At 39.4% G+C, this 16,289-nt stretch carries 13 protein-coding genes and 2 tRNA genes; 5 read left to right on the top strand and 10 right to left on the bottom strand.

Annotation, left to right across the window (positions count from 1 at the left end):
* Positions 1-84: 84 nt before the first annotated feature.
* The 4 genes from H9N25_RS05210 to H9N25_RS05200 form a co-directional block, all read right to left on the bottom strand.
* Positions 85-789, bottom strand: a complete 705-nt coding sequence (locus tag H9N25_RS05210; RefSeq protein ID WP_223833595.1) for a glycoside hydrolase family 43 protein — start codon at positions 787-789, stop codon at positions 85-87.
* Positions 780-1,109 carry a hypothetical protein gene (locus tag H9N25_RS24365; protein WP_223833594.1) on the bottom strand — a complete coding sequence of 110 codons (330 nt, stop codon included), beginning with the start codon at positions 1,107-1,109 and terminating at the stop codon, positions 780-782. The genes H9N25_RS05210 and H9N25_RS24365 overlap by 10 nt, the downstream gene beginning before the upstream one ends.
* Before the next feature lie 298 nt (positions 1,110-1,407).
* Positions 1,408-2,211 (bottom strand): alpha-L-fucosidase, encoded by an 804-nt coding sequence (locus H9N25_RS05205; protein ID WP_190328170.1) that lies wholly within the window; start codon positions 2,209-2,211, stop codon positions 1,408-1,410.
* Entirely contained in the window at positions 2,204-2,485 is a 282-nt protein-coding gene (locus H9N25_RS05200) for a hypothetical protein (RefSeq protein WP_190328169.1), read from the bottom strand. The genes H9N25_RS05205 and H9N25_RS05200 overlap by 8 nt, the downstream gene beginning before the upstream one ends.
* Positions 2,486-2,913: 428 nt before the next feature.
* Between H9N25_RS05200 and H9N25_RS05195 the strand changes: the two genes are divergently transcribed.
* Positions 2,914-2,986, top strand: a tRNA-Gly gene (locus tag H9N25_RS05195).
* 70 nt (positions 2,987-3,056) lie between these two features.
* Positions 3,057-3,140 (top strand) — tRNA-Leu (locus H9N25_RS05190).
* Positions 3,141-3,456: 316 nt separating this feature from the next.
* Here the strand turns inward: H9N25_RS05190 and H9N25_RS05185 are convergent.
* The 6 genes from H9N25_RS05185 to H9N25_RS05160 form a co-directional block, all read right to left on the bottom strand.
* Positions 3,457-4,680 carry a DUF4998 domain-containing protein gene (locus H9N25_RS05185; RefSeq protein WP_190328168.1) on the bottom strand — a complete coding sequence of 408 codons (1,224 nt, stop codon included), beginning with the start codon at positions 4,678-4,680 and terminating at the stop codon, positions 3,457-3,459.
* A gap of 31 nt (positions 4,681-4,711) precedes the next feature.
* Entirely contained in the window at positions 4,712-5,914 is a 1,203-nt protein-coding gene (locus H9N25_RS05180) for a DUF4959 domain-containing protein (protein WP_190328167.1), read from the bottom strand.
* 23 nt (positions 5,915-5,937) lie between these two features.
* Entirely contained in the window at positions 5,938-7,884 is a 1,947-nt protein-coding gene (locus H9N25_RS05175) for a RagB/SusD family nutrient uptake outer membrane protein (protein WP_190328166.1), read from the bottom strand.
* Between the two features lie 17 nt (positions 7,885-7,901).
* Positions 7,902-11,141, bottom strand: a complete 3,240-nt coding sequence (locus tag H9N25_RS05170; RefSeq protein ID WP_223833592.1) for a SusC/RagA family TonB-linked outer membrane protein — start codon at positions 11,139-11,141, stop codon at positions 7,902-7,904.
* Positions 11,142-11,870: 729 nt separating this feature from the next.
* Positions 11,871-12,125 (bottom strand): hypothetical protein, encoded by a 255-nt coding sequence (locus H9N25_RS05165; RefSeq protein ID WP_167293708.1) that lies wholly within the window; start codon positions 12,123-12,125, stop codon positions 11,871-11,873.
* Between the two features lie 247 nt (positions 12,126-12,372).
* Complete coding sequence (locus H9N25_RS05160) at positions 12,373-13,191, bottom strand: alpha/beta hydrolase (RefSeq protein WP_190328165.1); 819 nt, start codon at positions 13,189-13,191, stop codon at positions 12,373-12,375.
* A gap of 563 nt (positions 13,192-13,754) precedes the next feature.
* Between H9N25_RS05160 and H9N25_RS05150 the strand changes: the two genes are divergently transcribed.
* From H9N25_RS05150 to H9N25_RS05140, 3 genes are all read left to right on the top strand, one after another.
* A complete protein-coding gene (locus H9N25_RS05150) occupies positions 13,755-14,033 on the top strand; it encodes a CPCC family cysteine-rich protein (RefSeq protein WP_190328163.1) in 279 nt (92 codons plus the stop codon).
* Between the two features lie 205 nt (positions 14,034-14,238).
* Positions 14,239-14,658: an SRPBCC family protein gene (locus tag H9N25_RS05145; RefSeq protein ID WP_190328162.1), complete on the top strand. Its 420-nt coding sequence runs from the start codon at positions 14,239-14,241 to the stop codon at positions 14,656-14,658.
* Between the two features lie 237 nt (positions 14,659-14,895).
* Positions 14,896-16,287, top strand: coding sequence for a TolC family protein (locus H9N25_RS05140; protein WP_190328161.1), 1,392 nt, complete (start codon positions 14,896-14,898; stop codon positions 16,285-16,287).
* Positions 16,288-16,289 lie beyond the last annotated feature (2 nt).

The raw sequence follows: 16,289 nt of genomic DNA, 5'->3' as shown, positions 1-16,289 counted from the left end.
AATAAAGCGCTATGTTTATTAAGTGAAATTACATTGATGGACCAAAGTAGTAATAGGTGTTGCTAACTAAAAAACGATCTTTAATTATCGCTTATCATGATTATAAATTTCTATTTCATCATTATTGACACGAATCGGAAGCCATAAATATGTTGATTTCTCCAGGTCTGTTTTATTCCACCTATCGGCCATGAAAATAAATTTGCCTGGTTTGTTAGCTACTGGCAGTACAAATGCGCCCTGCGAAAAAAACGACACATTGGCGTTTAATCCTTTGCATGGATTTTCACGTTCTACCCATGGCCCCATGATATGATCTGCAACAGCATAAGAAGCCGCATTAGGCGACCAACCGGTACAGCCAGAGGTAATTAAAAAATATTTGCCTTTGTTTTTAAAAATAGCCGGGCTTTCCCTTCCTTTGTCATCCAATATCCGCGTATAAGTTTTTGTTGGTGTCAAATAATCATCGCTTAGCAAACAAACATGCATGGTGTTGTTATTTTCAGACGAATAAATAAGATAAGCTTTTCCATCATCATCTTTATACAAAGTCATATCTCTTAACATCTGATTGTTAGGTGCAACACTCCCCAGGTATTTATAAGGACCAAAAGGGTTATCGCTTATCGCAACCCCTCCCCTGGAATAACTATAGTCATTCTTATCGATGTGCATCCACATCACAAATTTCTTAGTGCGTTCGTTATAAATCACCTTGGGCCTTTCAATAACCCTCCCTGTATCGAGGTCGTAACCAGGATTGTTTGTGCTAGGCTTTAAAACCACCCCCTGTTTTTCCAGTGTTTAAGATCTGTAGAAGAATAACATGAAACGCCTCCGGCCGGAACCCGGAAATCTTCCCAATTCTGCTTTGGAACAAGCCACGTTTTACCTTTCTTTACCTCACCAAAAAGGTAATAAACGCCTTTGTGGTACAATACACCTGCACCATGGGCATTAACTGGCTTTCCATCAGTATCAATTAATCTTTTGCCATTAAATAACGTATCAGTTAATGGATGTACGCCATTTGAAAACGATAAATTGTAACAGCCTATCAATAAAGCAATAAGCAGAATTTTAATTCGACCATTCGAAATATTCATAGCAGCTACTTGTTTTTTGTTTTTAACACCAAGGTAGTTACTACTGGATCTAACTGTACCCCAGCCAGATCAAGCGTGATACCTGCTGCATCCTGCTGAAATTTAATATTTTTACCATGTATTATGGTACATGCGGTAATGGTCTGCTTAATTGCTGGTAATTTAATCGTAGTAGTGCCTACCGGAGCTTTCAGGAGGTGGATATATATATTATTGCCTTTATATGTAGCACCATAAAAGCCATCAACAGGTTGAAAAGGCCCAGGACGCGTTCCATATATTCCTTCACCATTTTTAGCTAACCATTCCCCACTTCTTTCAAGCGCTGTACGTGGGTAGGTGGAATAACACCATCAGGATCTGGTCCAACATTTAACAACATATTTCCGCCACGGTCTACTGTATTCACCAGCATATCTATAACCCGTTTCAAAGGCATCAGATTCTGCGCTTTGTTGTATCCCCAGCTTGTTTCGTTAAGGTTCAGGTTTTTTTCCCATGGGAAAGGAATAATAGGTCCTTTAACATCTCCTCCACCTTCGTCGGTCTGGAAATCTCCAAGCATTCCAGATCTGGGATTGATTACTACATCGGGGTTATAACTACGTACCATAGCATTAAGTTTTAACGGTTCCCAAAACCAAGCGGCGTCAGCATCGCTACCCTTATGGGCCAGCCAGCCTCCATCGTACCACAGAATATCTATTTTGCCGTAGTTTTTCATTAGCTCTTCTACCTGTCCATAAGTCTGTTTCTTAAGCAACGCCGCATTTTCAGGAAGTCCTTTAGGATCAAAATAACCAGGAAAGCGCCAATCCAGTGGTGAGTAATAAAGGCCTACATAAAGACCTGCCTTACGGCATGCATCGGTATACTCTTTTACAAAATCGCGATGGGCTGCAGTTTCCCAACTATTAAAGTGTTTATAACTCGAAGGGCTATTCCAAAGTGCAAAACCATCATGGTGCCTGGCAACCATAACCATATATTTCATTCCGGCTTCTTTGGCTACCTTTGCCCACGTTGCACCGCTAAAATGCTTCGGATTAAACTGAGTAGCTAGTTTAGCATATTCCTCAGCCGGTATCTTTTCGTTAAACATGGTCCATTCCCACTTGCCGGGATTGCATATAAACCCAATGGATGAACATTCCAAATTTCTGATCTTCCCACCATTTCATCTTTTCGGCTGAAAGATTGGAACCTGGCCCCGATACGCCTTCTCCTCCGCCCTTTAATGATGGGTAGATTGCTCCTTTTTCCATCGATTTTCTTTCTGCATCGCCCATCACCTGGCTCTTTACAGCTAAAGAATAACTCATGAACATTAATACAAGCCCTGTTGCAGTAATTTTTATTTTTTGTTTGAACATCATCTGATTTTAGAAACTTAGCAGGTTATACAATGACAACCACTGTTATATTTGGTTAAAAAGGTTTTCGGCAATGGCCCACAGCACAGGCTGTTTTGGCCATAATTATTCGAAAATAGATAAATTTATAGCCTTAGGATTGTCTCCATCAGACTTTATTTTGTACAAATCCGACTTTCTATAGCAGCACTTTTAAATAAATATGAATGGCGAAATATGCTTAATGGTTTATCTCCATGCAGGCCAGATTTAAAAATATGTTACAATTTTTAAATTACAATCATAAAAAACATACTGATTACTCCTTGTTATTCAGCGCAAAAGGCCCATTGACACACTTTTTAAAGCAAAAAAATAAAATTATTTTTGATAGTGATATTTATATTTCTATATTTGCAACCCCAAAGGAATACAACACCATGTATTAATTTGCGAAAGTAGCTCAGTTGGTAGAGCACGACCTTGCCAAGGTCGGGGTCGCGAGTTCGAATCTCGTCTTTCGCTCTAAATGCCTTCCTACCAGAAGGCATTTATTTTAAAGTTAACCTACCGAAGGATTTCGGAACAGGCTAATGCTCGGGTGGTGGAACTGGTAGACACGCAGGACTTAAAATCCTGTGCTTTCAAAGGCGTGCGGGTTCGATTCCCGCCCCGAGTACTAAAGGAAACGAACTAAATGTTCTGTTTCCTTTTTTTTTGCATATAAAAACCTGAATGCAAACACTTAAAACCAGATCTAGGTGTCCGACGTTAATAGAATTTATTGCAACCAAACGATTGATAAGGAAAGAGATATAACCGTTAACAGTATCTGGTTACATTTTGTGTGTTCAATGTTTCCGGAAGACTATTTGCTTTTGAGTTATCAATATCAGAATTAGTTTACATCTTCTGAACGGAGCCAATAAACCAAAAAAATCAAAGAAGCTAAAAAAGAGCGCCAGACACATTCTGGCGCTCAATTAAAAACTAGATTAATTGGTTTTGGGCAAATATTTCAGTCGTACCTGGCTAATTCTCCAGAATGTACCATCTCCAGCTCCTTTATTTTGAACATTGCCAACAAAACCTAGCGACACCTTCTTTTCGGTAGTCAATGTAAAGGTAATCTTATGTGTACCTTTTGCATTCGTCTTGGCATACGCCAATGAAGATGCGATGTTGCCCGTATTGGGTATGCCATCTCCTTCGGCCGCCACAGTATAGAAGTCTCCCCCTGCGGTACAATCAGGGATATCTATTTCGAGGGTATATAGCCCAGCAGGTAAAATAGGACTTTGATAAATTTTGCCATCAGTAATTGTAGCCATATTATCTGCTGACCATCCTGCTTCCATGGCCAGTTGAGGGCCGCCAAACCAAGCATCTACCCCACCGTAAAATACACCAGCTGCCTGCCTGAAATTCCGCACAGCATCATTGGTTGTCCAACCAGTTGGAATCCCCCATCTGTCTCCCTTCACGCTGGTTGTAAAGGGTATGTTGGTGTTTGACATGTATTGAGCAGTAACATCCTTTAAAACACCAACCTGAGCAAACTCCGTGTAAAAAGTGTCTATACTTGATTTAGTAGGCAGATAAAGTGTCCTGGTACTAATTGTAGATGCTGTGCTTGCAAGGTCGTTCAATTTGGTGCGTTCTGTGGCTATTGGCACTCTTAGCGTTTTTAATCCGGTTGTAGAAATATACTGGATTTCGGTAGCGAAAGGCCCAGCCGAGAGATCAATGGTTAGCCAATCGATAACAGTTTCGCCATTAACTTGGGTTGCGCTGCCAATTACCCGATTGTTCAAAGATGCAGCGTAACGTGGGCCATAAACCCTCCCTACTGCATTAACAGCAATGGATCGATTTCCATCAACATCGAAAGTATACACTAAAAAACTTCGTATCCCTTCTTCCACATTAAATATTTTGGTGAATCTCCTGGGATCTGTATTCATATTTACGGGATACTCAATTGAATCTTTTTTATCATTCCAAAAGATTTTAATCTTATTGATTTTTGGATCGGCTTTTAAAAGACCGGTTAACTGTACACGATTGTTGCCCGGGTTAATTTTAACAGAATCCAACTTACCCGAGTAAAGGATATCCCCTCCTTCCAGATATTTTTTATAATCGTCTGACTTAGAGCAACCAAACAGCAGTGCTGCCACGAAAGACATGAGGATGGTTTTCTTTATTTTATTTTTCATCTCCTTAATTCTAATTAATGAATCAAATTGTTTATTGTACTGCACCATAAACCTCTATTTCATTGATACTTTGTGCGGTTCCGCCTGCCCAGTTCTCCAGACATCTGACCCTTAGATAGCGCACTTTAGGCGCAGTCAGATCAATATCCCAACTAAAACCAGCCGCTGCAGTGGCCTGATCTTCTGCATTATCATTTCCATAAGGCAGTCCAGAAGGTTTTTTCACTTCGTAGCTACCCAAAAGAATCCAGCTTGAGTCTAAAGCTCCGTTTAGATTTGGATTACTAGAACCGTATATTTCGAACCTTTTCATTGTAGAGAGGTAGTAATACCTTGTTCCTTCAGGGAAGGGGCGAATCCAGACACGGCTTAATTTTGCCGAAACACCAGTATCAAAGCTGATCATATGTGGCCCGTTACCGCCATTAATCTGATGGGTAAAACTTGTATAAGGCCATCCGAGCCTACCATCCCAGGCATAAACCAATGCGGCGCCATTAGTAACCTGTGGAGCATCGCCAGGTAATACCAAAGCCCGGAAAAGTGAAGGATTAAGTTTAGCTTCAAATATCGGATTTATTGTTTTGTAAAGTGTATCAGAACTGTTCCCCCATTTGTCTTTAACAAAAATTGCCAATTCCTGCCTTGCGGTATCAAGCCCTCTAATTTTAGATAAAATTACGTCGGTACGGGTAAATATGCTCCTGAAATTGTCCACTTCAAACTGCTTAAAAACATTCTTCTTCATTACCATTATCGAAATATTATCACGTGTTGGATTTGTAGCCGCCAGATTATATCCACCAAAGGCATTGATAACCTGGATGCTCTTAAATACTTTCCGGAATGGGGCTTCAAGAGGTTTTACTTTTACGATAGTTGGTTGCGAAAGTACCTCGCTCCTACTCACAGAATACAGTGAGACCTGATGCTCCAGGGTATCAGCAAATCCTTCAACTACAACGGTATCTTTATAAAAGGATGATTTGGCTTCAAAATTAGTTCCGTTGGCTAACTTAAAAACTGCTTTGACATATAATAAATTCTTGTCATTTGGCAGTTTATAGGTAATTCTCGCTTTACCACTCAGATTTTCAACCTGAATGTTGCTTACCATTTGAGGAACAGCTCCGTCATGCGTTGTGGGCCCACCAAGTTCTTCCTCTTTACAGGAAAACAGTGCGGATACCAATGTAAACAGCAATAAGTAATTTATTATTTTCTTTGATTTCATGATTTTTATCTTTAAAATAAATACTACCATCCAGGGTTCTCTACCAGTTTTGGGTTCTTTCTGATTTCATTGTCTCCAATCGGCCAAAAATAATCCCTGGGCGCTATAAATGTTTGGCTGAAAATAGTCCGTTCGATGTTATAACTCTCAGTTGTCTTACCCAAAACACTTAGTCCGGTGATATCTTTATTTAGCTCCTCGCCAGATAGTTTCCATCTACGGAGATCCCAAAACCGCTGACCTTCGAAGGCCAGTTCGATCAGGCGTTCTCTACGGATAATTTCTCGAAGCCCAGCCTGGCTGGTATACTTAGATGGGCTCTTGGAATAATTTGTCCATGATTCTACGACACCTTTTAATCCTGCCCTGGTTCTCACGCGGTCCACATAGCTGATTGCAGTAGCTGAACCGGGTTCCACTTCATTCAAAGTCTCAGCGTACATCAAATAGAGATCAGCCAGTCTTATTTCCGGCCAAGGATAGGTCTTCCAACTTGGGGCATTGTTGGTGTTCGTAGTTGACTCCCAATGAACGAGTTTTTTAATAAAATAACCAGTCTCATTCCAATTGGTAAAATGACCAAATCCAGATCGTTCTGCATTTTTTGATTGGACGTATACCGAGTTTATGTCGCTACTTGTGCTGGTGGCATCCTTCATGTACCATTTGCTTCCATCGAAGCCCAGATCAGCATAAAACCTTGGTTCACGGTCATAATTAAGTCTTGCGGTTGCAAATCCAGGTTCAATTGTAAAACGTTCAGCGGTAGTTGCTACTCTGGTTTGCATATAATTAGCAAAATCCAGCGTTTTATCTTCATCAATAGGTACACCGTTTTTGCTGTAGAACATTTTCGCAATTTTCAACGGAGCTCCCCAAACACCTTGTAACTGGAACCTATCTACATTTGCGATGCCTGCCATTGGTGGCATACAAAGAGCCTCATTCACAAAATAACTGTTTGAAAGTGCCCAAACGTGCTCAGCACTCCATCTGGTGGTTACCGAATTGCGGATGTTCAATTGAGTTTTTGTTTCTGGGCTTAAGCCATATGAATCATTAGTATAAGTATAAAGGGCACTGCCATTTAGCTCCGCAGACGCTATTGCTGCTTTGGCTGCATCCCTTGCCTTTTCCCATTTTTTAAGATCGAATACCGGATTGAAAAATGTCGTATTATCTTTATCCTTAAAGCCTGCATAATCCGAATTCCCATTAAATAGCGGACTTGCTGCCATCAAAAGAAGTTTTGCCTTAACAGCAAGAGCAATGGGTTTGGTTATTCTACCCAACTCTTTATTCTCATCAGAAATTCGTTGTGGTAGCTTTTCAGTTGCCGCATCTAAAAGTGCAGATAGATAATTTACAGTCTCATCTATTGGGGCGCGTTTATAATAAAGCCCTTCAGGATCTGAAGATTCTGGTGCATTTATATCAATAAGCGGTATAGGGCCATACATCCTCATCAGGTAATAGTGATAATAGGCTTTCAAAAACTCTACTTCTCCTATCCATCTTTCCCGTTCAGCTATTCCCAGATCAGGCGCTTTTGTTGGGTCTTTGATGTTTTGAAGAAAGATGTTGCAATGGCGAATGGCCCTGAACATCATGAGGTAATTATATCTTCCATCCCCTCCTTTTAAGTCTCCACCCCATTCATTAAATAAGGGCCTGCTTCTATTTTGCTCTCCTTGGGCTATCTGAAAGGCTGGATGCCAATGTGCGCGGTCTGCTTGAGGCAACCAGATTTCATCACCAGACATCATTCCGGCATTGAACCAGCCATCTCCATTTTTGGGTAAGTAAGAATAACAGGTAAAGAGATATTTTTCAGCTTCGATACGAAGTTTGAATGCATTTTCGATCACAGCAACGTTGTCTGGAACAATGTCCAGATACTTTTTGCAGGATGTTATGCTACACAAGACTGTGAAAACGACAGCTAGTGCAAGTATTTTTTTCTTATTCATTTCCATTAGATATTATATTATAAACTCACCTGTAAGCCTAGGTTATAAAGCGATTGGAGCGGATAATTCATTCCATTACCACGCATTTCTGCATCCCACATTTTGAACTTGCTTAATATGAAAAGGTTAGTTGCCGACAAATAAAAGCGGATACTTCTCACATTCAGTTTTTTAATCTCTGAGGTATATCCAAATTCCACATTTTTTAACCTAAGGAAATTGCCATTCCTCATCCACCAGGTTGATGTGACGTTATTGCTCGGCACCCTCCAGGTGCTTAATCTTGGCCAAAAGGCATAAAGATTAGGATTTGTCTCCGTCCAATAATTATCCGCAACTGCCTTTAGCAAACCTGTCTGATAACCACCATTTTGATAAAATGGCTGAATTTGGTTCGAGTTTATGAAAAACGAAAAGCGAGCCGATCCCTGGAAATAAAAACTAAAATCAAATTTCTTATACCTAAAACTTGATCCGAAACCATAAGTAATTTCTGGTTCTGTAGGGTAACCAAGTGCAACCTGATCATCAGTATTGATAACCCCATCGCCATTTATATCCCTATATTTAATATCACCTGCCCTGAGACCACGATCGCCAAACTGAACGGGTGAATTAGCGACTTCTTCATCGTCAATAAACAGCCGTTCAGCAATATATCCATAGGCTTGATTAAATGCGGCTCCTTTTCTGGATAAATAAGATAGTGATGCGGGGTAAGGAAGTTCATCAATCTTACCGATCTTAGTTGTAGCATAAGTAAAAGTACCCCTGGCATTGATCGAAAAATCACGGGAAATATTTGCCCTATAGCTTCCAGACATATCTACACCTTTTGATGTACCTTCTCCAAAATTAGAAAAAGTTGTTGCCATCAGGCCTGCTGCATTATCAATATTTGCAACAGGCTGCAAAATGTTAGTTCGTTTTTGCTTGTAAACATCCACAACTACATCAATTCCTTTTCCTACGGTCAAATCCATTCCAATATTCAACTGCGTCGATCTCTCCCAGGAAATATCAGCATTCGCATATCTGGAGATGGAAACACCAGGACGGCTATATAATGGGGCTCCATCGTTTCTGCCAAAAGAGGCGCCATAACCATTGTCGTTTAAACTTACCCGCGACATATAAAAGAAACGGTCATTTACGTTTCCAATGGCATCATTTCCTGCAACACCATATGTAGCCCTAAATTTAAGATTAGAGATCACACCCCTCAGCGGTGCGAAAAACTTTTCATTCGAAATCCTGTAGCCAACACCGACCGAAGGAAAGAAACCCCATCGGTTACGCGTATCAAAACGCTCAGATCCATTATAACCGAAGTTAAATTCCGCAAGATATCTATCATCGTACCCATAAGAGAACCTTCCTGAAATACCTGCATTTCTCGAAGGTAAAGACTGAACCAGCTCGTCAACATTGGCATTTTCATAATTTGAAAGATAAGAAACAAGCATCCCCCCAACCGCATGTTTATTGTTAAAAGTCCTGTTATAATTAACCGAACCTTCCAGCCACATCCTTGAGTCAATATCTTTTGCATCTCTGGTAAAATTTAGTACTTCTGTTCCAACGGTACCTATCGAATTTTGTCCACCATCGTTTAATGCGGTTAAATTATAGGATTGATCCTGAGCATTAATCACTGCAGAATAAAAAAATGGATCGTAATTTCTATTTACCCTGTAAAAGGAAGTTCTCCGTAAATACCCCATTGCCCGTGCACTTAAGCCCGTTGTTAAAGCCGCCAAGTCCTGTTTTAATTCCAGCTGAGGCTGTAGGTTCGAGGTTTTATAAACCTGATATCCTTTTACCATCTCCGCATAAGGATTGGTATACAAGGTAGAACTTAGGCTCAGGTCGGTATTACGTGTCTGAGCAGAACCAAAAAGTGGATGCTCAATGAAAGGCAATTTGCCTGATGGATACACAGCCGGGAACATGACCGGATTTGCGTTTAATGCATTTCTAAAAGTTTGCTCACCGCCAGAGATACGCCTTGAACCATCAAACCCACCGATCGGCCCCTGATAGTCATCAAACTGGCCATACATACGAATAACTAATACGGTTGATTTGGTGAGATCAAGATCTATATTCGTCCTAATTGAATAGTTGTTCAGGCGAATATTATTATTAAAATTATTAATCGGGTTCACTCTTAAATTACCGTTATCCTGGTTTAAGGTACCAGCAATGTAGTACCTGGCACGGTTAGTGCCACCTGATATATTCAAGTTGTAGCCCTGGTTAACCGTTTGCTTTTTGATAAGCTGATCTAACCAGTTATTATTCGGGTACAGATATGGATCTTCACCGGCTGCTGTACTGTTAATTTTATTTTGGGAATAGGGCTCAATTCCATTTGGCGTACGTGTTATTGAAGCTTCATTTGCCATTTTCATATAGGTGATATTGTCTGCAAACTCATAATCCCGGGTATTCCTTGATATTCTATTCTCTACCCTGAAATTAAACTGGGGCTTTGCGTTCATTCCCAATTTGGTATTAATAAGGACAACCCCATTTGCTCCTCTTGCACCGTAAACTGACGAGGCCGCAGCATCTTTCAGTACTGAGAAATCTGAGATATCATCTGGCTGTAGGCGTGCCATATCGGTAGCCGATGATTCCACCCCATCAATTAAAATGAGCGGATCTCTTTTGCCTGAGCCAAACGTAGATAAACCCCGGATATAGAAGGTCGAGTTATCAGTGCCCATTCCCGGCTCGCCACTATTCTGGAAAGCAATCACGCCGGCAATACGCCCGGCAAGAGCATTAGTCAAGTTCGATGAAGGGGTTTTTAAATCCTTCACATTTACCGTTGTGATTGAACTAACCATACTCGCTTTTTTTTGGGTATTACCAAATCCGGTTACTGCAACTTCCTGTAACTCAGTGGTAGCACTTTCAAGCTTGATGTCCAAAGTAATCACATTGCCTGCATCGACTGATTTTGAAGCAAGTGAAATTTGCCTTGGCTTGAATCCTATACAGGTAATGGCGAGCGTAGCCGACTTCGCAGCCTTAATTTCGAATCGGCCAAAATTGTCTGTAGCGATTCCTTGATTCGCAGCCCCTACAATTTTGATCACGGCACCGGGGAGTCCGCTTGTCGTATCTCTAACAATACCCTTAACCGTTATTGAATTCTGGGCCATGGTATTAATACTTAAAAAGGTGAGAAAAAGCATCATGTATTTTGCTAATCCCCTACTGTTAAAACCGGATTTAATTTTCTTCATTTTTTGCTGTCTGTTCATAACTGATGATATCATTATTTTGAGAGACCCGGTCAGTAAATCAGGCAGATTACGAATTTTTGGATTTAACCCTTGTTTGTTGCTCATAATATATTTGGTTTAATAGTTTTTAGATGGTTTTAAATGGGCATAACATTCCCTTTCCTTTTCAAGATTAATCATAAACGTCAAAACAACGTTTATTAAAATAAGCAAAGAAATATGGCATAAGATGAAATCTTAAACCATTTCTGTTTAAACATATCCCTTATCTGAAAAATGATAGTGCTAACTTTTAAATAGGTGTTTGCCTATAGAGGATTCGACTGTTACTCATATTAGTTTTATTTGGTTAATGGTTAGTGATATTTGTTCTCACCTAAGCGTCAATAAGCATCTGATAAACGTATAAACAACGCTTATTAAAAATATATACTATCTCTAGATTAAAGCACTCGTATTTTAACACAAGATCACCGTATTTTAACCCAAAACGTGTAAAATCATGCTAGGTTTAAAATTTTTACTTAAATGCTTTAAGTACCTTTCAGATTATCTTGCGGCGCACGCAAATCATTTGTAAACTAAATAGCCGTAAAATAAAAAAGAGACTGCCCGAAAAAAATCGAATAGTCCCTTTTATTTGAGTAACCTGGTGGATAAATTTTCTTAAAGCCAATGCCCAGGCTTATTTTTCCCTTTAGACGGTTTTTTGGCCAGAAAATGATCTACTTAACTTAGCATAATCTGGTAATTTACATTTACTCTTTTCGGATAATTGCTTTCTTCTTTATTTAAGGAAACAAATGCAGCATTGCCATGAACTTCATTTTTCAATGCATGTTCGTAATGCGATTGGATCGTTTCTTGGTAATCGTGCTGAAGGTTTTTCGTTGTTTCGGCTAAAAGATTCCTATCATTCAGGTTTTCTGGCAATAACGTGATATCGCAGTTTCCGTCACTGATTTCTTTGACTAAGTATTTCATTTTTGGTTTTAAATCTTCGTTTCCTGTTTTATAAATAAGATTTCGAGAACGGCCAAAAATATGGTAAGTCTTTATTTTGTATGTAATCTAAAAGTTAATTTTTAGGGTAAATCGCGTATCAATTTTAATTCAAAATGTATGATTTCGACCACAGATCAAAATTTCAATTTTTAGTCAGTTTTATAAATCACTGTTTATCAACAAGAAAAAGAGAATAACTACTTAAACCAGTAGCCAATACCCAATTCTAAGGTTTACGGTTAAAATAATTATCAAAAAAAACGCTTTGAAACTTAATGGCATTCGCCCAATAATCCCAGTTGTGTACACCGGGCCTGGTGGTAAAATCGTGCGGAATATTGTTATACAACAGCTCATCATGCAGGCGTACATTCATTTTATAGAAAAAGTCGTCTACGCCACATTCAAAAGCAATGGCCAGCGATCCGGGTTTAATCAGGTAAATCATATCAATTACACTGTTCTGTTTCCAGCGCTCCGGAAATTCGTCCTGTGTACCTAATCTTTTTGAGATATCCCAGCCGTTCGGAAAAGGTTTAATGTCTACACCGCCACTCATGCTGCCTACAGCCCCATACACATCCTGGTGTTTAATAGCCAGGTATAATGCACCATGGCCGCCCATACTCAAACCCGTAATACCTCTCCCCCTTTTTTCAGCAATCGTTTTATAATGTTCATCAATATAGCTCACCAACTCTTTAGCCACATAGGTTTCATATTTCCATTTAGCATCTACCGGACTATCGAAATACCAGCTGGTTACATTACCATCAGGGCATACCACAATAAATTGATATTGATCGACAAGGTTTTTAATCGCCGGTACTTTTCTGGCCCATTCTGCATAGTTACCTCCTGCGCCGTGGAGTAGGTAAACCACCGGAAAAGTTTTTCCAGTTTTATAGCTATCGGGCTTAATTACCACTGCTTTAATATTTTTGTTCATCGATTTACTATAGGTTAAAGCGGTATCTACTTCAGCAGCGCTTAAAACATGGCTAAACAAAAACAAACAGGCGGTTATTAAAAAGCTATTTTTCATGAGCAGTTTTTAATTATTATTATAATACGGTGCTAAATTTATAAAATAACTGGATATTGTTTGCCATTTCTGCGAATTGAAACCAAAAATAATGACACCCTGTTCATCTATTCATTAAACAGCTGAAAAACTTTAAAACGATCGTTCAGTTTTTTACAGTATCTAGCTTGTAATCTTCATGTAAAAGGAAAAGGTTAATAAGTAAGCAAAAGCTGGTTCTTTTGTTTTTTTTGAAAACGATCGTTCAGCAGCTCTCCGGTAACAGCAGACCCGTTATCCGCTAATTCCGATGAAGGATCGGAACCGTTGCTACCGGGTTTATTGAACAAAGATTGCTGCAAAAACTCTAATCCTCTTCTCAATCATGCTTAAGCCTTCAGCCTATAATCTTATTACAAGCCGAGCCACCTAGCCCCGATTGCAGTGAGCACGAAGTAAAACAGAAAGCGGGGAGAAACCTTAATAGTAGTACCGAATTGCGCTTCACATAGAGAAAAACTAACGACAGGTTAATTGATCTAAATTTACTATCTTCCTACTTTGAGCAGGCTTAGATAATAATAATGAATGCAGAAAATAAAATTAAATGTGCTTGTTGCGATTTTTATACAATCGAGAAGGATGCGATTTCAATGATCTGCCCGGTTTGTTTTTGGCAAAAAGATTTTTATCAAGAGGCGCATATTGATGATGACGGCGGCCCGAATTCAGTCTCTTTGCGAGAAGCAAAAGTGAATTTTAAGTCTTTTGGGGCTAAAGAGAGCAGGGTTTTAGATTTTGTAAGACCACCTGAAAAAGATGAGATTGGAGAATGGAGTGACTTAAAAAAGAAAAGGGATTGATCTTATTTCATCACTAAACCTATATCTCTTAAATGACTACACTGAAAACCTGACAACCTCTTCATATAAAAGAAAAACAAACTACATGCTAAAATTGCCTGCCTACAATCAATTAAGGGTATTCTACCCCCTATTTTGTCGTATTTACTCTTTCTGAGTTGTTAAAGTTCCTATAACTTTATTAAAAAATTAAACACTTTAAAACATGGAAAATAAAACATCAATCACCGTAGAAACAACAGTAAATGCACCAATAGAAAAAGTTTGGGAATTTTGGAATAACCCAGACCATATTACAAAATGGGCATTTGCCTCACCAGATTGGCATACCCCTTATTCAGAAAACGATTTAAAAGTTGGTGGTAAATTTAAAAGCACCATGGCTGCAAAAGATGGCAGTATGAGTTTTGATTTCGGCGGAACCTATACCACGGTTGATCAGCATAAAAAAATCGAATATACCATGGACGATGGCAGAACAGTAAGCATTATTTTTGATGCACTGAGCGAACAAACCAGGATAACTGAAACTTTCGATGCAGAATCGACCAACCCAATCGAAATGCAACGTGGTGGATGGCAGGCCATTCTGGATAATTTTAAAAGTTATACAGAGGAATCATAAACACCTTGTTAATAACAGGTTGCATCATATTTGTAATTCCATCCGTCCTTCGACAGGCCCAGGATGACAATTTCATTTTTGTGATACAGCCTTTATTATTTTTTAGTATCAGGAATTGCCCTCTTTTTATGCCTTAAGTAACAATTCGATTATTATTTGATTCGCATAATTTTTGATTTGAACTGAATACTTTGATATTGCGACCATAATTTACATTTGCCGTGTAAATTATACACTATGTCTCGTATATCTTTATTTTATTTTTCGTTACTATTATTTATCAGTCTATCCATCGGCGTAAGTGCACAAACGCTTAGCCTTAAGCAAGCTGTTAATACTGCATTAAACAATTATGGCACTATTAAGGCCAAAGATGATTACGCCAATGCATCAAAATTATCTATCCAACAGGCTAAAAGAGAGTATCTACCAAACTTCAGTTTAAGTGCCCAACAAGATTATGGTACCATTAACGGCCAAAACGGACCACAATATGGACTTGGTGGTTTGGGAACGGCTTCCTCTGGTCCTGCTTTAGGCAAACAAAACTGGAATGCCGCCTTTGGCGGACTCTATCTGGCTAATGTAAACTGGGATTTCTTCACTTTTGGAAAAATCAAAGAGCGCATTAAAATTGCTGATGCTACTTACCAAAGAGATAAAAACGACCTGGAACAGGAAAAATTCCAGCAGGAAATCCGTGTTTCTGCAGCATATTTAAATTTGCTGGCTGCACAAAGGTTAAGCAAATCGCAACAGAAAAATCTCGATCGCGCTGTTACTTTTAAAAATACGGCCGTCATCAGAGCCAAAAACGGATTAATTGCCGGGGTAGATTCGTCATTAGCAAAAGCCGAAGTTTCTAATGCTAAAATCGCACTAACAAAAGCCAAAGACCTGGAACAGGAACAAGCCAACCGTTTGGGCGTTTTAATGGGATTAACCGCAACCTCTTACGAGCTAGATACCACCTCAATTACCCGTATCCCTGGCAATCTGCTCGAAGATACGGTGATCAAAAGCTCACATCCACTGTTAAAGTTTTATCAAAACCGTGTTGATGTTAGCCAGCAACAGGTTAATTATTTCAAAAAATTATATTACCCAACGTTTACCTTTTTTGGGGTAATGCAGGGTAAAGGTTCGGGTTTTAGTTCTGGTTATGCCTTAGATCAAACTGCTTATTCTACCAGTTATGCCGATGGAATAAACCCCACGCGCGGAAACTATTTGATTGGCATAGGAATGACCTGGAATCTATCTACATTGCTAAAAAACCGTCCGCAAGTTCGTGCACAGGAATACATTAGCCAAGGCTTAAAGGAAGAATACAACCTTGTTGATCAGCAACTTAAAGCACAATTAACACTTGCAGAAACTAAATTAGCCAACGCTTTGGCCAATTACAGGGAAGCGCCTATCCAGGTAAAGGCAGCATCGGATGCTTATCTACAAAAAAGCACACTGTACAGAAACGGGCTCACTACATTGGTAGATCTTACGCAGGCGCTTTTTACCTTAAACCGTGCAGAAACCGACCGGGATATTGCCTTTACCAATGTTTGGCAGGCCTTATTGCTCAAATCGGCTGCATTGGGCAATTACGACATATTTATCAACGAATTTTAATC

It is taken from the genome of Pedobacter riviphilus, from assembly GCF_014692875.1.
In the GTDB taxonomy this organism is placed as follows: domain Bacteria; phylum Bacteroidota; class Bacteroidia; order Sphingobacteriales; family Sphingobacteriaceae; genus Pedobacter; species Pedobacter riviphilus.
The sequence above is the reverse complement of the archived record's forward strand: the minus strand, read 5'-3'. Positions and strand labels throughout refer to the sequence as shown.